Annotated in this window: 13 protein-coding genes and 1 pseudogene; 8 read left to right on the plus strand and 6 right to left on the minus strand. The window is 74.1% G+C overall.

Annotation, left to right across the window (positions count from 1 at the left end; all coding sequences use genetic code 11):
• The 4 genes and pseudogenes from ACFVU9_RS18105 to ACFVU9_RS18120 all read right to left on the minus strand — a co-directional run.
• Positions 1–535: pseudogene (locus ACFVU9_RS18105) on the minus strand (hypothetical protein); the annotation flags it as partial.
• Positions 536–578: 43 nt separating this feature from the next.
• The gene (locus ACFVU9_RS18110) at positions 579–3,104 is read right to left on the minus strand and encodes a hypothetical protein (RefSeq protein WP_387594305.1); all 2,526 of its coding nucleotides are present in this window, start codon (positions 3,102–3,104) and stop codon (positions 579–581) included.
• 257 nt (positions 3,105–3,361) lie between these two features.
• Positions 3,362–4,552, minus strand: coding sequence for a hypothetical protein (locus ACFVU9_RS18115; RefSeq protein WP_387594307.1), 1,191 nt, complete (start codon positions 4,550–4,552; stop codon positions 3,362–3,364).
• 23 nt (positions 4,553–4,575) lie between these two features.
• A complete protein-coding gene (locus ACFVU9_RS18120) occupies positions 4,576–6,360 on the minus strand; it encodes a hypothetical protein (protein ID WP_387594309.1) in 1,785 nt (594 codons plus the stop codon).
• Between the two features lie 236 nt (positions 6,361–6,596).
• Between ACFVU9_RS18120 and ACFVU9_RS18125 the strand changes: the two genes are divergently transcribed.
• From ACFVU9_RS18125 to ACFVU9_RS18145, 5 genes are all read left to right on the plus strand, one after another.
• The gene (locus ACFVU9_RS18125) at positions 6,597–7,595 is read left to right on the plus strand and encodes a DUF1702 family protein (RefSeq protein ID WP_387594310.1); all 999 of its coding nucleotides are present in this window, start codon (positions 6,597–6,599) and stop codon (positions 7,593–7,595) included.
• Positions 7,596–7,704: 109 nt separating this feature from the next.
• Positions 7,705–8,679: a DUF1702 family protein gene (locus ACFVU9_RS18130; RefSeq protein ID WP_387594312.1), complete on the plus strand. Its 975-nt coding sequence runs from the start codon at positions 7,705–7,707 to the stop codon at positions 8,677–8,679.
• Between the two features lie 123 nt (positions 8,680–8,802).
• Positions 8,803–10,653 carry a CRTAC1 family protein gene (locus tag ACFVU9_RS18135; protein ID WP_387594446.1) on the plus strand — a complete coding sequence of 617 codons (1,851 nt, stop codon included), beginning with the start codon at positions 8,803–8,805 and terminating at the stop codon, positions 10,651–10,653.
• Between the two features lie 5 nt (positions 10,654–10,658).
• Positions 10,659–11,690: an enediyne biosynthesis protein gene (locus tag ACFVU9_RS18140; protein WP_387594314.1), complete on the plus strand. Its 1,032-nt coding sequence runs from the start codon at positions 10,659–10,661 to the stop codon at positions 11,688–11,690.
• A gap of 92 nt (positions 11,691–11,782) precedes the next feature.
• The gene (locus tag ACFVU9_RS18145) at positions 11,783–13,069 is read left to right on the plus strand and encodes a cytochrome P450 (RefSeq protein WP_387594448.1); all 1,287 of its coding nucleotides are present in this window, start codon (positions 11,783–11,785) and stop codon (positions 13,067–13,069) included.
• A gap of 137 nt (positions 13,070–13,206) precedes the next feature.
• On the opposite strand, the gene ACFVU9_RS18150 is transcribed toward ACFVU9_RS18145, so the two are convergent.
• Positions 13,207–13,974, minus strand: coding sequence for a helix-turn-helix transcriptional regulator (locus tag ACFVU9_RS18150; protein WP_380447934.1), 768 nt, complete (start codon positions 13,972–13,974; stop codon positions 13,207–13,209).
• 599 nt (positions 13,975–14,573) lie between these two features.
• Here ACFVU9_RS18150 and ACFVU9_RS18155 point away from each other — a divergent pair.
• The 3 genes from ACFVU9_RS18155 to ACFVU9_RS18165 are packed head-to-tail and all read left to right on the plus strand — an operon-like array spanning position 14,574 to position 17,733.
• Entirely contained in the window at positions 14,574–15,104 is a 531-nt protein-coding gene (locus ACFVU9_RS18155) for a DUF5987 family protein (RefSeq protein WP_380447936.1), read from the plus strand.
• Complete coding sequence (locus ACFVU9_RS18160) at positions 15,101–16,759, plus strand: FAD-dependent oxidoreductase (protein WP_387594316.1); 1,659 nt, start codon at positions 15,101–15,103, stop codon at positions 16,757–16,759. Before ACFVU9_RS18155 ends, ACFVU9_RS18160 begins: the two co-directional genes overlap by 4 nt.
• A 2-nt stretch (positions 16,760–16,761) precedes the next feature.
• Positions 16,762–17,733, plus strand: coding sequence for a carboxymuconolactone decarboxylase family protein (locus ACFVU9_RS18165; protein WP_387594318.1), 972 nt, complete (start codon positions 16,762–16,764; stop codon positions 17,731–17,733).
• A 106-nt stretch (positions 17,734–17,839) separates the two neighbouring features.
• On the opposite strand, the gene cyaB is transcribed toward ACFVU9_RS18165, so the two are convergent.
• A complete protein-coding gene (gene cyaB, locus ACFVU9_RS18170; RefSeq protein WP_387594320.1) occupies positions 17,840–18,394 on the minus strand; it encodes a class IV adenylate cyclase in 555 nt (184 codons plus the stop codon).
• Positions 18,395–18,524 lie beyond the last annotated feature (130 nt).

Raw genomic sequence — 18,524 nt, forward strand, 5'->3', positions numbered from 1 at the left:
GCGCCGCGAGGGCCGCGTCGCCGGCCGGGCCGCCGCCGGCCACGGCGCCGCCGAGGAGCGCGGCGTCGAAGGCCGCGCCCAGGCCGCCCTCCGGGGTGTGGCGGACGAAGCGCCGGACGCCGACGCTGCGCCGCGCGGCGACGCACACGCTCACCTCTATGGTCGTCGTGCCGAGCGCGCAGACGGCCCAAGTGCCTTCCAGCGCCTCGCCGTTGTGCCGCAGGAGGGCCAGGACGGCCGTGGCGGGCCGCAGTTCGACGACCGGGGTGGTGCGGCCGAAGGCCTCGGCGATGCGGTCCCGGTAGAGCGGCGGCATGGCCTCGGGGGCGACCAGGACGGCCCGGGAGGGTTTGCCGTAGCGCGCCCGGAAGGCGGAGCAGGCGGCGGCCAGCGTGCGCGCCGGATCCTGTCCGGACGGGACGGGCACGCCCTCGCCGGGGACGGCGCCCGGCAGTTCGGCGAGCGCGGGCAGGCGGTCGGGGCGGACGTGCGCGAGCCGCACGAAACGCGTGCCGACGTCGACGGCGAGGGTCATCCGGCACGCTCCTCTGCGGCTGCGCGGCCTGTTCTTCCCCGGCTCACTTGCGGCGCCTCCTGCCGAAGATGCCGCGGCGGTCCTGTGGCTGGGCCGCCGACTCGGCGGACTCGGCCGTGCCGTACCAGCCGTCGTAGCGGAGCAGCTCGCGGGCGTACTCCTGGCGTTGTGCCTCCTGGTGGGCCATGTTGAGCAGGGACAGGCGCAGCCGGGTGGCGCCCTGGGTCTGCAGGATGACGTGGTACAGGTGCTGCGCCAACGGGCGTGCCCGGTACCAGAGTTCGGCGAGGAGCAGGTCCACCTCCTCGGTCCGCCAGCGGAGCAGGCCGGGCAGCAGTTCGGCCGTCGGGTCGATCGGGTAGCCGCCGGCGTGCACGTCGGACAGGGCGATGCCGAGCTGGACGGGGGCGGGCGGCCCCTGGAGGAGGTGGCGGACCTTGTTGCGGGCGTTGAGCGAATGCATCCCCGGCAGCTTGTCGAGCGCTGCGGTCACCACGGGCGGCAGGCCGAGTTCGAGCCAGGCGGCCTCGCCGTCGAGCAGCCGCTTGTCCAGGGCCCGGACCAGCGCCTCCTGCCCCCGCACGTTGCGTTCCGCCAGCAGGCGCGTGACCGGCCAGCGTCCGGGGTCGGGGCGGGAGCCGAGCAGCGCGTCCACGGTCCGCTGCCAGAGGGCGTCGGAGGCGGCGGCGGACAGCCGTTCCGACAGCCGCGCGGCATAGGCGTCGGCCGGGCCGGAGCCCCGGCGCGGGTACACCCGGCCCGGCGCCGGCGGGGCCTCCCCGCCGAGCAGCCGGTCGAGGCCGGCGAGCGGGACGGCCTGGCCCTGGGCGGCGTGGAGCCGCAGCAGGTCCAGCTCGGCCGCGTACTCGGGGCGCACCTGACCGGCCGCGGCCTCCAGGTGGACGGCCGCCGCGGCGAGCGCCGCCGCGAGTTCGGGGCCCTGCTGCCCGCGCGCGACCTCCCAGTAGGACGGCCACAGGTGCGAGACGACGAGCGGCCGCCGGTGGCGGACGGCGAGTTCGAGGAGCTCCTTCCAGAGCGCCGCGGGGATGGCCGTCCCGAAGTCCGCCGCGTCGCCGCGGCGCAGGTCGCGGTCGTCGGCGGCGCCGTACACGTAGGCGGTGAAGCGCAGCCAGCCGGTCGGGCCCGGGAGGCGCTCCTTCGCCGCGGCCCGCAGCAGCCGGTCGAGCACCGCGGGGCCGGGGCCGTCCTTGGCGAGCGCGGCGAACGCCCACGCGCGCCCGATCTCGGGCTGGGCGATCAGGACGCCGTCCGCCGGTGCGGCCTCGGCGCCGAAGGCCTGCTGGGCGGCCAGGACGACGACGCCGATCCACCGCTGGCGCGACCCGGCGACCGGCCCGGGCCGGCGCTGGTCGATCAGCGCCGCGAGCAGCTCGTCGAACGGGCCCGACCCGGGGCCGTGCAGCTCCCTGAGCAGGTCGAGCCAGGCGAAGGCCCGGTCGAAGCCGCGGTCGGGATCGGGGTCGGCGAGCACCGACCCGGCCAGCCACTCCGGCAGCCCGGGCGACCAGTGGTCACGCAGCAGCCGGACGGCGTGGTCGTCGCGCCGGTCCGGGCCGCCGGGGCGGGCGGTGCGGGCGAGGAAGAGGTAGAGCTCGCGGTGGCCGTCGGCGTCGAGCCGCCCGAGACCCTGGCGTTCGAACACCCGGGCGACGTCCTCGATCCGGGCGGTGCCCTCGCGGACCGCGGCGAGCACGGCGTCGACGAGGTCGACCTCGCGCAGGACGCGGAGCATGGCCGGGCCGTCGCTCCAGTGGATCGGCGCGGTGGCGGCCAGCAGGTGGGCGACGAGCTCCCGGCTCGTCCAGCCCTTGGCGCGCAGGCGCGTCAGCTCGGCCAGGTAGGCGGCGGCCCCGGGATCGGCGGGCTGGGCGGTGGCCGCGCCGAAGCGGACGGCGGTGCGGCCGGTGCGGGCGCTCTCGGCGAAGGTCAGCTGCACCTTGTGGTCGGAGTCGCCGGTCCAGCTGGCGCCGCTGAGCCAGTGCCGGCAGCCGTAGGGCAGCAGCGCGGCGATCGCGTCGACGATCCGCACCCGCCGCTCGGGGGTGGGCAGGCGGCGGCCGTCGGCGGTGATGGTGATCCGGTGGCCGGCGGTGAGCAGGGCGGCGACGCAGGCCGTCCACTCGAAGCCCACCTCGTCGACGACGGCGGCGAGTTCGGCGGCCGAGGAGGGGACGGACAGGCCGCCGAGGTCGAGGCGCAGCGGCCGGGCCGGCCCCTCCTCCGGGCCCGGCCAGCGCAGGCCGGCGGCGGCGTCGGCGAGCGTGGACCAGGTGACGCCGCGCGCCGCGGCCTGGGCCCATTCGACGAGCAGCAGGCGGGAGGTGATGATCGGTGCGCCGGTGCCGTCGCTGGTGCCGTCCCAGCTCTGCTCGATCAGGGCGCAGGCCGCGGTGCGTTCGCCCTCGACGCCGCTGAGGAAGACGCGCCAGGGCAGTCCGCCGGTCTCGTCGGGGCGGCGCACCTCGGGGGTGCCGGTCTGGGCTCCCCACAGGTAGCGGCGGGCGCGGTCCTCGTCGAGGCTGGCGGCGAGGAGCTCGTAGCCCATGGCCCGGCCGGGGTGTTTGCCGAGGACGGCCCAGTGGGCGGTGACGGGCTCGGTGGCGGCGGGCCGCTGCCGCTGCTCGGGTTGCCTCTGCGGACTGGGAAGTTGGGGACCGGGAAGCTGCGGACCCGGAAGCTGGGGACCGGGCGGGTGGGGACCGGGCTGTTGGGGCCCCGGCGAGTGTGGCGGGTGGGGCCCCGGCCGGTGCGGGTCCGGCCGGTGCGGGTCGGGCAGGTGCGGGTCGGGTGGCTGCACGGCGGTCACCGCAGCTTGATCTTGCGCGAGCGGATCCGCCGTTCGAGGTCGACCAGCGGCTCCAGGACGTTGATGGGCTGCGGGGAGGTGGCGATGCGGGGCTTCCCGCCGACCTGCTCGACGTTGGCGTAGAGGCGGTAGTCGAAGATGCCGTCGGCGTTGAGGCGGAAGCCGATCGCGGAGGTGGCGTAGTAGCTGATGCGGTCCGGCACGAAGTAGGCGTTCAGGGCGTCGCGGACGAGGGAGGCGCTGGAGCCGCGGAAGGTGTCGCAGATCCAGGTGAAGTAGCCGGCGGCCGCCTCGGCGGGCACGCGCGGGATGCGGGCGCCGACCCCGTCCTGGGTGACCCACCGCGCCTCGACGGAGGGCCGGAAGAGCAGCGGGTCGTCGAACTTGGCGACGCACACGGCGACGTGGTGCGGCAGCCGCCCGTTGATCATCCCGCGGCTGTCGCGGACGCGGCTGGTGATCGCGTTGAGGGTCGCGTAGAAGAAGTCCAGGCTCTGGGTGGCGTGTTCGCGGTCCAGGAGCGGGTCGAAGAGGTAGACGAGGCCGTTGGCCGCGGCGAGCTGGTCGACGATGGCCTCGTGGTTGGGGTGCTCGGGGCGGAAGACCTCGCCGCTGACGTCGTGGATGTCGAGCACGAAGCCGACCTGCCGGGTGCCGGCCAGCTTGCGCGGCTCCTCGCCCTGGAAGGCCCAGCTCATGCCCGCCGTGGCGGAGGTGGCGCCGGGGAAGCCGCGGTCGACGGCCAGCAGGCGCATGCCGCGGTTGAGGAACTCGATGGCCTCCTTGGTCATGCCGCTGATGACCCAGTTCCCCTTGCCGTGCCGGTTGTGCTGGATGGCGGCGATCGGCAGGGAGGAGAGGAAGGTGGTCTTGCCCGAGCGGGGCGCCCCCCACAGGCCGATGCGGACGGAGCCCGGCCCGTCCGGGCCGATCGCGCCGGGCGGCGAGGGCAGCGGCAGCGGGGGCAGGTTGCCGTCCTGCGCCATGCCGGGCGCGGCGGGGATGGGGGCGGCGTAGCCATCGGGGAGGGTGGGCTGGGGTGGGCCGCTGGGCGGGCCGTAGGGGCGCAGGCCCGGTCCGCCCTGGGTGTGCGGGCCCTCCCAGGCCGGTCCGGCATCCGGCTCCGGCGGCAGGCCGTCCTTGGCCGCGGCGCCGTGGTCGGACGAGGGGTCGGGCAGGTTGGACATCGGGGGTCTCCTCGGTGCGGCGGTCAGAGCAGGGAACGGGCCAGGGCCAGCCGGCAGGGCGGCCCGTCGACGTGCCAGGGCGGGAGCAGGTCGAGGGCGGTCGCGGCGGGCGGCTGCCCGGGCGGGAGGGTGCCGTCGGTGCCGATCGTGTGCCAGGCCAGTTCGGTGTGGTCCCACAGGGGCTGGAGGGCGAGTTCGCTCGGCCGTTCGTCCGCCGCGCCGTCCCGCCGGGCGAGCACGCGGACCCCGGCCTCGCGCAGGCCGGCCAGCTCGGCGCGCCAGTCGACGCCGAGCGGGCAGGCGGGCACCGGGCCCTGGCCGTGCTCGGCCCACTCGCAGGGCGGGCGGGCGCCGAGGACCAGCACGGTGCGCTGCGGGCGCGCGCGGCCGGGCGGCGTCCAGGGCGGCGCGGTCGCCAGCCGGCGCAGCGCCTGCAGCGCGTCCTCCAGCGCCGACGCGGTGTCACGGCGGCGGCGCTGCGGGCGCCAGCGGGCGAGGGCGGCGAGGGCGGTGGCGGGCGGGCCGAGCGGCAGGGTGTCGAGCAGCGTGCCCCGGGGCGCGTACCGGCTCTCGCGGACGTGGTGGTCGTAGTAGCCGACGAGGCCGACGTCGACGCCCGCGGCGGCGCCCTCGGGGCCGCTGAGGGCGGTGACCAGGCCGCGCGCGTAGTCGAGGCGGGCGGTGACCTCGTCGGGCGAGGCGCCGTAGCCGAGTTCGACGGCGAGGAGGAGGTGGAGGCGGGGCGGCCGGGCGAGGCGGCGGGGGAGGGCGGCGATGATCGTGCCGAGGTCGTCGCGGACGGGCTCGGCGGCGGAGCCGTCGGGCAGCAGCACCTCGACCTCGCCGGGGCCGTGCAGCACGAAGGTGAGGTCGGCGGAGCGCAGCGCGGGCAGCCGCACGCCGTGGGTGGAGACGGCGTCGTGCGGGGTGCCGCTGCCGGCGGCGACGACCGGGAGGGTGACGAGGGTGTCCGCGTCGACGCCGCCGTGGACGGTGACCGGCACCGTGACGGTCTCGCCGGGGCGCAGCCGGGCGCCGGCCGGGAAGAGGAGTTTGGCCTCGGGGCGGACGGCGCCGCTGAGCGCGTCGACGTCGGCGAGGACGAGGGAGTGGTCGCGGTGCAGGGGGGCGCCGCGCAGGAGGAGGCGAACTCCGGCCATTCCGCCGCTGACGGGGCCGAGTTGGGCGTCGGGCGAGCGAAGTGTGCGGGCGGCCTCGGCGGCGCGGGCGAGGAGCGGCCAGTCGGGGCGCTGGGTGAGCAGGACGGTGCGGTGGCGCCGCCCGTGGGGGAGCAGCGTGCCGAGCAGGCGGCGGACGGCGTCGTCGAGGGCGGCGCGGTCGACGGGCGGGCGGGTGCCGATGCCGCCGGCGAGCTGGAAGGCGCGGTCGGCGGGGTCCTCGGCGAACTCGGGGGCGAGGGCGGTCCAGGCCGCGCCGCCGAGGTCGACGGTGTGCGGGATGCCGTTGCGGTCGGCCTCGGCCCGGATCAACCCGACGCGTTCGTCGGTGAGTTCGACGAACCAGAGGACGGCGTCCGGGTGTTCGACGAGCTCCTCCAGCAGCCGGTCCCACGCGGGGCCCGGCTCGCCGGCCGGTCCGGGGTCGCCGGCGGCGAGGGCGGCCGCCTGCTCGTCCCACTCGGCGCGGGCCGCGGCGAGCGCCTCCTCCTCGCGGCGGAGGTCGTCCGGGGTGGGCCCGCCGAGGAACACCTCGCCCTCCAGCCGCCAGCGGCAGCTGGTGCAGAACCCGCGTCCGCCCTGCGGACCGTGGCAGACCGGACACGCCCCGTCATTCGAGCCCCCGATCAATTTTGGCCTCCAGCTCGACAAGCGCGCACGGACCGTCGCAGAGAACGGCCGAAAACCGCCGCCTCCCCGTCGGGGCACTCATGGTGGCACAACGCCCCCTCAGGCAAAGGACGTTCGCTCAAACGGTACGGACCGGTTACCGCGTTGCAGCGCAACGCGGAAGATGCCCCAGGCGGGACCCGCCGCCGAGCATGTAACCGTGCCGCCGTATCGGACGGCGGGGGCGGAGGGGAAACATGCCGACGGTCCTGGGAACGCTGCGCCGACTGGTCCTGGCGCCCTCGCCGGCGGAGGTGACGTTCGCCCGGCGCGGGTTCCCCGTGGCGGCCTCGCCGGTGACGCGCCGTCTGGAGGCGGCGCCGCAGGCGGTCGTGTGCGGGTTCGAGTGGGGAATCGAGGCGCGGGGGCCGCGCGAGGTCGAGGACCGGCTGCGCCTGGTGGACGCGGAGCAGCGCGGGTTCGCCTTCGAGGGCGCGACGATGGCCTTCACCGTCCTGGACGCGATGGGCCGGGGGCACCGCACCCGGGACCTCCTCACCGGGGCCGGGCAGCCGCACATCTTCCTCGCGTACATCGGGATCGGGTTCGCGATGGCGCGCCTGCCGCGGCAGTTGTGGCCCAAGGTGCTGCCGGACCTGTCCGGCACGCCGTACCACCCGACGATGAGCTGGCTGGCCGTCGACGGCTACGGCTTCGACCTCGCGTACTTCCACACCCGGCGCTGGGTGGACGAGCAGCGGGTGCCGAGCCCTTACCCCTGGCAGGGTGCGCCGGGCTACTTCCCGCGTGCGGTGGACCAGGGGATCGGGCGGGCACTGTGGTTCATCCACGGCGCGCAGCACCGCCAAGTGGCGTCGGCCGTAGGAAAGTTCGCGCCGCACCGGCAGGCCGACCTGTGGAGCGGGGTGGGTCTCGCGGCGACGTTCGCCGGCGGGTGCGGCGCCGCGCAGCTGGCGGAGCTGGGCGAGGAGGCGGGCGAGCACCGGGCGGAGCTGGCGCAGGGGTCGGTGTTCGCCTCGAAGGCCCGGGTGTACGCGGGCTTCGTCCCCGCGCATGGCGAGGAGGCCTCGCAGGCGCTCACCGGCCTGTCGGTCGCGGACGCGGCGGCGCTCGGCGACGAGTGCGCGGTGTTCGCCGACGCGGCCTCGCCCGCGGACCCGCCGGCGTACGAGGCGTGGCGCACGAACGTGCGCAAGCGGTTCGCCGCGCCGGATCCCGGCCGCGGCACCGGCTGAGCATTCCGGAAGAAAGACCAGAGCATTCGCGAAGAAGCGGCCGTCCGCCGGAACGGGAATTATCCAGGGTAAGGCTCGTCAATCTCCGTACCACGGAAAGGAGAGCAGAGTGCCAAGCCCGTTGCGGACATTACGGCGGCGCGTGCTGACGCCGAACACCGCCGAGACCAAGCTGGCCAAGCGGGGTTTCCACGAGAAGTCGCCGGAGGCCAGGGAACTCCTCGAAACCGTCGGGAGCCGTTTCCTCGAAGGCTATGCGTACGCGGTGGAGTCCGGTGCGCCCGCCGAGGCGGAGCACCGGCTGGAAAACGTCCCGCACCGATTCCGCGGTTTCGCCTACGAGGGGGCCGGCATGGGATTCGCCATGCTGGACGGGCTGCCGCTGCAGGGCCGCGGCTGGGTGGGGGGATTCCTCGCCGGGCGGGGGGCCGACCACCACTACATGGTGTACGTCGGAATCGGCTGGGCGATGGCGCGGCTGCCGCGTTTCTGCTGGCCCGACATCACCGCCCTCGACCCCCTGCTGCGCTGGCTCGTGCTCGACGGCTACGGATTCCACCAGGCGTACTTCGCGACCGACCGGTACGTCCACGGCCGGTTCCGCGAGCGGGCGTTCCCGTGGCCGGCCGACGACTCGCCCGGGTACGTGAACCGGGCGATCGACCAGGGGATCGGCCGGGCGCTGTGGTTCGTCGGCGGCACCGACCCGGGCGTCGTCGCCGGGCTGATCGAGCGGTTCCACGAGTCCCGGCACTCCGACCTGTACGGCGGCGCCGGCCTGGCCGCGGCCTACGCGGGCGGCGTGGACGAGGCGGAGCTGCGGGACTTCCGGGAGCGGGCCGGCGCGCACCGGGCGATCGTCGCCCAGGGCGCCGCGTTCGCGTGCGAGGCCCGCATCCACGCGGGGCTGCTCGGCCCGCACACCGAGCTCGCGGCCGAGGTGCTCTGCGGCACCTCCGCCGCCGCGGCCGCCAAGGTCACCCAGGACCTGCGCCCCACCGGCCGCTCGAACGGCCCGGTGCCGTCCTTCGAGACCTGGCGCCGGTCCATCGCCGACGCGTTCGCCACCACGGGAAGGAACTGACCGGTGCCCACCCTCCTTGGCCGGGTCCGCCTGCAACTGCCCGGCATCATCGCCGTGCTGGCGATCGTCGCCGGCTACTTCCTGGTGCTGCCGCCGACGACGTCGGCCGCCGAGCAGGACACCATGGCGAGCCGCTTCCACTTCACGCCGCTGCCGATCGAGCTGCCGCCCGCGGCGAAGCAGCAGACGATCCGCACCGTCAACAAGGACTACGAGCACATCCGCGCCTGGATCTCCTCGGTCGGCGCGGCCATCACCATGACGGACCTGCGCGGCACCGGCAAGTCCGGCGACCTGTGCCTGGTCGACACCCGCACCGACCAGGTCGACGTCACACCCGTGCCGGGCTCCGACGGCCCGCACTACGCGCCGTTCGCGCTCGACCCGTCCCCGCTGCCGATGAACGACTACATCGCGCCGATGGGCTGCGTGGCGGGCGACTTCAACGAGGACGGCCGTACCGACCTGCTGGTCTACTACTGGGGCCGCACCCCGGTCCTGTTCCTCGCCAAGCCCGACGCCACCACGCTCGACGCGCACGCCTTCGAGCCGGTCGAGCTCGTGCCCGGGCCCAACGCGACCGACGGCAAATACACCGGCGCGCAGTGGAACACCAACACCGCGACCGTCGCCGACTTCGACGGGGACGGCCACCAGGACCTCTTCATCGGCAACTACTTCCCCGACGGGCCCGTCCTGGACGACCGGGTCAGCGGCGGCGTGGTCATGAACCACTCGATGTCCCACGCCCAGAACAGCGGCGGCAAGTACATCTGCCGCTGGACCGGCGGCAACGCGGCCGACAAACCCGCCGCCGCGTTCCAGTGCTCCGACGACGCCTTCCCCGCGGAGGCCAAGCACGGCTGGTCGCTCGCCTCCAGCTCGATCGACCTCGACGGCGACCAGCTGCCCGAGCTGTACGTCGCCAACGACTTCGGCAACGACCGCCTGCTGCACAACGTCTCCACCCCCGGCCACCCGAGGTTCGACCTCGTCACCGGGCCGCGCGACGGCTCCACGCCGAAGTCCAAGATCCTCGGCAACGACTCCTTCAAGGGCATGGGCGTCGACTTCGGCGACCTGTCCGGCAAGAAGGGCCTCTACGACCTGTTCGTCAGCAACATCACCACCTCCTTCGGCATCGAGGAGAGCAACTTCCAGTTCATGAACACCGCGCGGGACCAGGCCGACCTGCGCGCCCAGCTCTCCAACGGCACCGCCCCGTTCGTCGACCACAGCGCCGAGGACGGCACCGCGTGGTCCGGCTGGGGCTGGGACGTCAAGATGGGCGACTTCGACAACAGCGGGCAGCTCGCGATCGTCCAGGCCACCGGCTTCGTCAAGGGCAAGACCAACCGCTGGCCGCAGCTGCAGGAGCTCGCGACCGCCAACGACGCCCTGCTCGACAACCCGTGGTGGTGGCCCAACGTCAAGGCCGGCGACGACATCGGCGGCGACCAGACCCTGCGCTTCTTCGTGAAGGGCGCCGACGGCCACTACAGCAACCTCTCCGACCGGCTCGGCCTCGCCGTCCCCGTGCCCACCCGCGGCATCGCCACCGGCGACGCCTACGGCGACGGCAAACTCGACTTCGCGGTGGCCCGCCAGTGGGACGCCCCGGTCTTCTACCGCAACGACAGCCCCGACACCGGCTCCTACCTCGGTCTGCGGCTCACCTACGACACCCCCGCCGCCGCCGGACCGATGCCCGCCCCCGGATCCCCGGCGATCGGCGCCGAGGTCGAGGTCACCACCCCCGACGGGCGCAAGCTCATCGACCGCGTCGACGGTGGCAGCGGCCACTCCGGCAAGCGCAGCCACTACGTGCACATCGGCCTGGGCAAGGGCGTCACCGGCCCGATGCCGGTCAAGCTCCAGTGGCGCGACCGCGACGGCCAGGTGCACCAGCAGACCGTGACGCTCAGCCCGGGATGGCACTCGCTCCAACTCGGCAGCCAGGCCAAGGAGAAGTGACGCACATGGCAGACAAGGCCCCCACGACGACCCAGCCGGCACCCCCCGCGCCCGCACCCCCCGCGCCCGCGGCCACCGGCAAGGCGGCCACCGCCTCCCGGCACGAGCCCAAGGTCGTCATCGCGCTGCGCCGCTTCGCGATCTCGATCACGGTCTTCAACATCCTCGGCTACACCGTGCTCGGCTTCGAACAGCCCTGGACGTGGCCGCTGATCGCCCTCGCCACCGCCTACACCACCGAGATCGCGCTGGAGCTGGTCGGCGCCAAGGTCGAGGGCCGGCGCCCGCGCTTCCTCGGCAACGGCCTGCCCGGGGTGCTGGAGTTCCTCTACCCCTCGCACATCACCGGCCTCGCGCTCAACATGCTGACCTACGTCAACGACCGGGTCTACGTGATGATGTTCGGCGTCGTCTTCGCGGTCAGCGCCAAGTGGGTGCTGCGGGTGCCGGTGCGCGGCCGGCTGCGGCACTACATGAACCCGTCGAACTTCGGCATCGCCGCGATCCTCGTGCTCTTCCCGTGGGCCAGCATCGCCCCGCCGTACCACTTCACCGAGCACGTCAACACCCCGTTCGGCTGGCTGATCGTGCTCGGCATCCTGATGTCCGGCACCATCCTCAACGCCAAGCTCACCGGCCGGATGTGGCTGATCCTCGGCTGGCTCTCCGCCTTCGCCCTCCAGGCCGTGCTCCGCGGGCTGATCTTCGGCACGTCGATCCAGGGCGCGCTCGCGATGATGACGGGCGTCGCCTTCGTCCTCTTCACCAACTACATGATCACCGACCCCGGCACCACCCCGTCGAAGCCCGCCAACCAGATGGCGTTCGGCGCCGGCGTCGCGCTGATCTACGCCCTGTTCATGATCGCCCACATCGCGTACGGCATCTTCTTCGCCACCGCCCTCACCTGCCTGATCCGCGGCCTCTACCTCTGGTACGTCCACGTCCGCGACCGCGGTCAGGAGGAGGCGCGGGCGACCCTCCTGCGGACGAGCGCGACCGGCAAGACCGCGGTGGCCGGAAAGGTCGCGGCGTGACCGCCGCTTCCTCCCGGCGGGTGCCGCCCGGCCCTCCGCGCCGGGCGGCGCCCACCCTGCTGCGCCGCCTCGCCGGCGACCGCCTCGCCCTGATGCGGGCGGCCGCCACCGAGTACGGGGACGCGGTCCGGATCTCCATCGGTCCGAAGACCCTCTACTTCTTCAACCACCCCGACCACGCCAAGCACGTCCTGGCCGACAACGCCGCCAACTACCACAAGGGCATCGGGCTGATCCAGGCCCGCCGGGCCCTCGGCGACGGACTGCTCACCAGCGAGGGCGAGCTGTGGCGCGAACAGCGCCGTGCGATCCAGCCGGTCTTCCAGCACAAGCGGATCAGCCGGCAGGCCGACGCGGTCGCCGAGGAGGCCGCCAAACTCGTCGCCCGCCTGCGGGCCTTCGAGGACGGCCGGCCGGTCGACCTCGTCCAGGAGCTCACCGGACTCACCCTCGGCGTGCTCGGCCGCACCCTGCTCGACACCGACCTCGGCGCCTTCGAGTCGATCGGCCACGAGTTCGAGGCCGTGCAGGACCAGGCCATGTTCGACATGGTGACGCTCGGCGCCGTGCCCGGCTGGATCCCGCTGCCCACGCAGCGGCGCTTCCGCCGGGCGCGCGCCGAACTCCAGCGCGTCGTCGACACGCTGGTCGCCGAGCGGAACGCCCGCGACGGTGGCGCCGAGGGAGACGACGCGCTGTCGCTGATCATCGACTCGGCCCACGGCGAACCCGACCCCGCGGTCGGGCGCCGGCGGCTGCGCGACGAGATCGTCACCCTGCTCCTCGCCGGGCACGAGACCACCGCGAGCACCCTCGGCTGGACCTTCTACCTGGTGGACCGCCACCCCGAGGTGTTCGACCGGCTCCACGCCGAGGCCGTCGAGGTCCTCGGCGACCGCCCGCCGGAGTACGAGGACCTGCACCGGCTGCGGTACACCTCCCGCGTGGTGGAGGAGGTCATGCGCCTCTACCCGCCGGTCTGGATCCTGCCCCGGCAGGCCCAGGCCGACGACGAGATCGGCGGGTACCACGTGCCCGCCGGATCGGACGTCCTGATCTGCCCGTACACCCTGCACCGCCACCCGGCGTTCTGGGACGCCCCCGAGCAGTTCGACCCGGACCGCTTCGACCCCGACCGGCCCCGCCCGGAGGGCGCGGGCCCGGAGCGCCCGCGCTACGCCTACCTGCCGTTCGGCGCGGGCCCGCGGTTCTGCGTGGGCAGCCACCTCGGGCTGCTGGAGGCGACGTTCACCATCGCCGTCCTCGTGCGCGAGCTGCGGCTCGCGAAGGTGCCGGGGCACCGCGTGGTGCCCGAGCCGATGCTGTCGCTGCGCGTGCGCGGCGGCCTGCCGATGACGGTGCACCGTGCCCGGGGCTGAACGGCCCGCCGGGTAACCGCGGGAAGACGGACGAGGGGCCCATCGTGCTCGGTGGGCCCCTCTGTCGTGCGCGGCTGTCCCGTCGGCTGCCGGCCCCACCCGCCGTCCGCTGCCCGGCGACGGCGCGTGAAGGCCCGTCAGCCGGTGCCCGCTCGCGCCAGGCCGGCGCGCACGGCGGCCGTCCGGACGTCCATCAGGGCCAGCAGGACCGGCGGGTCGACGGTGTGCTTGGGCCGCATCACCAGGTCGGCCGGGATCACCGGGACGTCCGCGCGCACCTCGATCGGCCCGACCGAGCCGACGAACACCTCCTGCTCGCCGAGCAGGACCTCGTCGAAGGCCGCGGGCACCGAGTGCGCCAGCAGGTACCACGTCCCGGGGGGAACACCGTCGATCAGGTACCGCCCGGGGCCGGGGAGGACGACGCAGCCGGCCGGACGGCCCTGGGGGATGCGGGTGGGGAAGAGGCCGAGGAACACCTGTCCGAGTAACCCGGCGACGGCGCTGCGCACTTCGCCCCGTACGGAGGACGTCTCGTCGGCCGCGTGGCCCTCGACGCCGATCCCCGGGGTGTAGCCGCCGAGTTGGCGGAACATGGTGGGGGAGATGCCGACACTGGCCGCGAAGCGGGAGCTGAACGTCCCGACGCTGTTGTACCCGACGTGGTGGCTGATCTCGGTGACGGTGAACGTCGTTTCCAGCAGGAGACGTTTGGCCTCCTGTATCCGGATCGCGGAGAGGAACCGCCGGGGCGACACCCCCGTGACGCGCTGGAATTCTCGCGAGAAGTGGAATTTGCTGTACATCGCGGCGCGCGCCATGTCGTCTATGGTGAGTATCTCACCAATGTTTTCCTGCATCGTCTCGATGGCGCGAGTCACGGCCTGTTCGATAGCCGGCTTCATTGCTACCCCAGATTCTAGGAGCCGCTTTCGGTTCGACAGTTGTGATGCGCTGGCGCCGACCTGACCAGCAATAACCGCGGTCGTCTGGTCCCCCCCTCGGCAGCGTCAGTGCCCATGTTCAACCCACCCCCCTCCGCCCGGGAACGTTCAGCGGTTCTTCACCGCGGGTTGGCGGGCGGTCTCGGTCACCCAGGGACCGCCATGATCGGAAGTTGCGCGTCCGTGATGAATGAAGACCGTAGCAGTGCATGTCAGGCGCAACAAGAGCCCGTCATATTCATGGCATGCCCTCGGCCAGTGGCGGAATACCTACTCCGGCGTATTGCCGTCCGAGGCAGCAACACGGAAGAAGCGGACATGGCAAGTACGCGGCAAGTCCGCGCAACTGACGGAGCGTCGGGGCAGCAACGCCGAAGATGCGCGGGCGCGTGGTTCGCATGCACGATACTGCCGTCGCGCCTGCGAAACGGGGGGTGGCGGTGCCCGCGCTCCGGTTTCCGAACGGGGCGCACCGGTGTCGGCCCCCCGGCTTTCCCACCCACGAACCCGAGGAGACGCCAGTGCGCTCCGACATATCGGATGAGTACCGGGCTCGAACGATGACCCTGGAGGCATTCGCGGACACCATCGTCCCCGGCGAGAAGAGGTCACCCGACGACCGGGCGGTGGCCGGGGTCTCGGCCGGCGGCGGCGCCGTGGCGGCCGGGGCGATCGAGCTCCTGGAGACGCCCGCCACCGGGATCTCCACCGCCCTGGACGACTACGCCGAGGCGCTCAACCGCCACGCCCGCGCCTTCGCGGCCGGGCGGGGGCTCGCGCTCGACGACGACGTCCCGCCGTTCGTCGCGCTCGCCTTCGACGACCGCACGGCGCTGGCCCGGGAGCTGACGTCGCCCCGGCACCCCGAGAAGGAGCTGTGGGTGCTGCTGACCCTCTTCAGCAACATGGCCTTCGACACCGCGGCCCACCTGCACACCACCGACGCCATGGCGGCCGGCCACCCGGGCCTCCTCGCGATGGGCTTCTTCGACCCGGGCGAGGACGCCCTGTGGCGGTTCCCCGACTTCTCCTACGGCCGCCCGCTGGCCGAGATCCACCCGGACACGACGGCGACAGGGAGCCCGGCATGACCTCCACGGAGAAGACCGACGTCCTCATAGTCGGCAGCGGTTTCGGCGGCGCGATCGCGGCGTACCACCTGGCCGCGGGCGGTGCGAAGGTCACCGTCCTGGAGCGCGGCCCCTGGCTGACGGCCGGCGACTTCGAGCACGACTTCCTGCTCGGCTCCTCCTACACCCGGATCTTCGACTTCGTCGTCGGCGACGGGATGAGCCTGCTCGGCGGCAACTGCGTCGGCGGCGGCAGCGTCGTCTACTTCGCCGCGATGCCGCGCGCCCCGCGCTTCGTCTTCGACCGCGTCAACGCCACCGGCGCGCGGCTGTGGCCGAAGGCCGTCAGCCGCGAGGCCCTCGACCCGTGGTACGACCGCGTCGCCGAGGCGCTGCCGATCACCCAGCAGGACTGGAACGACGTCACCTACGCGGGCGGCCTGTTCGCCGCCGCCTGCGCGCACGCCGGCCGCACCGCGAACCCGGTGCCCGCCGCCATCGACCGCGCGAAGTGCACCAACTGCAACTGGATGATGGCCGGCTGCCGCTTCGACGCGAAGCGCTCCCTGCTGCTCAACTACCTGCCCGCCGCGCTCGCCCACGGCGCCGAGATCCGGCCGCTGCACGAGGTCCAGAAGCTCACCCGCACCGAGGACGGCGGCTACCGCGTCCACTACAACGTCATCGACGACGTCGACTACCGCGTCCACCACGAGAGCGGCGTCATCGACGCGAAGATTGTCGTCCTCGCGGCGGGCGCCGGCGCCACCCCCGTCATCCTCCAGCGCTCCGAGGCGGACCTCGGCCGGATGCCGCACGCCGTGGGCCGCTACTTCTCCGGCAACGGCGAGCGCCTCAACACCGCCGTCGTCGACGAGGACAAGGCCCGCGACCTGCTCGGCCTCGGCCGCGGCGAGGGCCTCGCCGCCTACGGCGCCAACCAGATCGGCAAGGGCCCGGTCGTCGCCAGCTGGGACGCCCTCGACGGGTCCAGGCCGGTGGGCTCCCGCTACTCGCTCGAACAGCTCTACTTCCCGCCGGGCTTCGGCACCATCCTCGCCCAGGTGCCGGACGCCACCGGCCCCAGCTGGTTCGGCCGGGAGAAGAAGGAGCTCGTCCGGCAGTGGCAGTCCTGGCTGACCATCTTCACCATGGTCGAGGACGACAACGAGGGCGTCTTCGGCCCGCCGCCGCCCACCGGCAACGCCGTCCGCATCTCCCAGCAGATGCTCGGACGCGGGCCGATCGGCTACGTGCCCACCGAGAGCACCCTGCGCGGCTGGGCCGAGTCCGACGCCGCCGTGAAGGACATCCTCGAACGCGACGGCCTGGCCCGCGTGATGCCCTGGACCAACGACGTGGTCGGCGCCTACACCGTGCACCCGCTCGCCTCCTGCCGCATCGGCGACGACCCGGAGACCTCCGCCCTCGACGACGGGCACGAACTCCGCGGCCACCCCGGCATCTTCGTGACCGACGGCTCCGCCGTCCCGGCCGCCCTGACGGTGAACCCGGCGCTCACGATCTCGGCCCTCGCCGAGCGCGCGGTCCCGGGCATCGTGCGGGCCGCCCGGGAACGCGGCGTGGACGTCGAGTACGGCGCGCCCGGCCCCGGCGGCGAGACCGCCGGACGGCGCGGGGTGAAGCCCCAGCTGCCCGGCCTGCTGGGCGAGTAGCCATGGCAGGACCACTGTTGCGCACCGCGCTGAGGGGCTCCCTCGGCCAGGTCCGCCACGTCGCCCCCGTCCGCCCCGCGCGGGCGGGGGCCCCGGTGGCGCGCGTCTACGCCGAGGTGGAGCGGGAGTTCGGGATGCTCGCACCGCCCGTCGCCCTGCACGCGCCGGCCCCGGCGGTGCTGGCGGCGGCGTGGATGATGCTGCGCGAGACGCTCGTCGCCGCGGGCCGGGCGGACCGGGCGCAGAAGGAGGCGGTGGCCGCGGCCGTCTCCCGGGCCAACGCGTGCCCGTACTGCGTCGAGGTGCACACGACGGCGATCGAGGCCCTCGGCGGGTCCGTGGGGGAGGGCCCGCTGGAGCCCTTCCCGCCCGCGCTGGCACCGGAGTTGGTGGGGGTGGCCGCCACCTTCCACTACCTCAACCGGATGGTGAGCCTGTTCCTCGGCGACAGCCCGATGCCGCCCAAGGCCCCGCCGGCGGCCCGCCGGGCGGCGCGGGCACTGCTCGGCCGGCTGGCCCGGCAGAGCGCTAACGCGGCCCCCTCACCGGGGGGTTCGCTCGACCTGCTCCCCGCGGCCCGGCTGCCCGAGGACCTGCTGTGGGCGGCCGGTACCCCGAGCATCGCGGGCGCCTTCGCGCGGGCGGCGGCGGCCGTCGACGAGGGCGGGGAACGGGCGGTCCCGGCCCCCGTCCGCGCACTCGTCACCGCCGAACTGGCCGCGTGGGACGGCACCCCGCCCGGCCTGAGCCGGGCCTGGCTCGAACCGCCGCTCTCGTCCCTGCCCCCGGAGCACCGGGCGGCCGGGCGGCTCGCCCTCCTGACGGCGAAGGCCGCCTACCAGGTGGACGACGCCGTCGTGGCCGCCGCCCGTCAAACCGCCCCGAGCGACGCCCGGTTGATCGAACTGACCGCCTGGACGTCCCTCACCGCCGCCCGCCGGCTGGCGGCCGGGACGGTCCCCCTGTCCCTCTGATCCGCCACTGACGGAAGCCCCCGCCCGCCCGGCGCTCCCCCGCCCGGGTGGACGGGGGCTTCGCCGTGTCCGGGGCCGTCGTGCTCGATCGACCGCCTGCCGCTGCTCAGCCCAGGCCGAGGGTCATGTGCGGGTACCCGAGGTGGATGCGGTCGCCGAGGCGCACGCCGAGGTCCGCGATGAACTCCTCGATCCGTTCGGTGGCTTCGGCGACGCCGCCCGCCTCGCCCTTGAACTCGAACTCGACGAAGTCGCCGAGCCCGGCCACGGTGTCGAAGGCGACGGCGATCCCGTCGGCGGTCCACTCCTCGCGGACCTTGTCGACCACGGTGAGCCGGGTGAAGCCGAGCGCGGCCAGGATCCGGCGGACGGCCTCGGCGTCCTCGACGGCGCTCTCGTACTCGTCGCAGTGGGTCTTCACCGGCGCCTCGACCGGGTGGAACAGCTTGAAGTTGACCGAGGCCCCGTCGTCCCCCTCGCGGATCCGCAGCCACTCGGAGACCACCTCGCCGGCGAGGAAGTCCCGGTGGGGGGAGTTGTAGTAGGTGTCGACCTGCCGGGACGGTTCGCCCGGCTTGCCACCGCGCCCGGCGAGGGTGGCCCGCAGGTCGTCCGGCGGGCCGAGGAGGCGGTACTTCTGCTCGACCTCGATGTACTTCACGCGCGTCCCCTGTCCGTGGGCGTGGGTGCCGGGTGGCGTGCCGGCGGTGTGCCGGACAGAGATCATCACGGCCGGGCCGCGGGCAGGTCAGCGGGAGCGCGCAGTTCACCCGAACGGACTACTCCGGGGG

The sequence above is a fragment of the Kitasatospora sp. NPDC057936 genome, assembly GCF_042887525.1.
Lineage (GTDB): Bacteria > Actinomycetota > Actinomycetes > Streptomycetales > Streptomycetaceae > Kitasatospora.

Bases quoted from the DNA above. Each gene is read 5' to 3' on its own strand.
- ACFVU9_RS18145 (WP_387594448.1), top strand. From the start codon at position 11,783: ATGCGGGCGGCCGCCACCGAGTACGGGGACGCGGTCCGGATCTCCATC.
- ACFVU9_RS18140 (WP_387594314.1), top strand. From the start codon at position 10,659: ATGGCAGACAAGGCCCCCACGACGACCCAGCCGGCACCCCCCGCGCCC.
- ACFVU9_RS18125 (WP_387594310.1), top strand. From the start codon at position 6,597: ATGCCGACGGTCCTGGGAACGCTGCGCCGACTGGTCCTGGCGCCCTCG.
- ACFVU9_RS18135 (WP_387594446.1), top strand. From the start codon at position 8,803: ATGGCGAGCCGCTTCCACTTCACGCCGCTGCCGATCGAGCTGCCGCCC.
- ACFVU9_RS18165 (WP_387594318.1), top strand. From the start codon at position 16,762: ATGGCAGGACCACTGTTGCGCACCGCGCTGAGGGGCTCCCTCGGCCAG.
- ACFVU9_RS18160 (WP_387594316.1), top strand. From the start codon at position 15,101: ATGACCTCCACGGAGAAGACCGACGTCCTCATAGTCGGCAGCGGTTTC.
- ACFVU9_RS18150 (WP_380447934.1), bottom strand. From the start codon at position 13,974: ATGAAGCCGGCTATCGAACAGGCCGTGACTCGCGCCATCGAGACGATG.
- ACFVU9_RS18115 (WP_387594307.1), bottom strand. From the start codon at position 4,552: ATGTCCAACCTGCCCGACCCCTCGTCCGACCACGGCGCCGCGGCCAAG.
- ACFVU9_RS18155 (WP_380447936.1), top strand. From the start codon at position 14,574: ATGACCCTGGAGGCATTCGCGGACACCATCGTCCCCGGCGAGAAGAGG.
- ACFVU9_RS18110 (WP_387594305.1), bottom strand. From the start codon at position 3,104: ATGGGCTACGAGCTCCTCGCCGCCAGCCTCGACGAGGACCGCGCCCGC.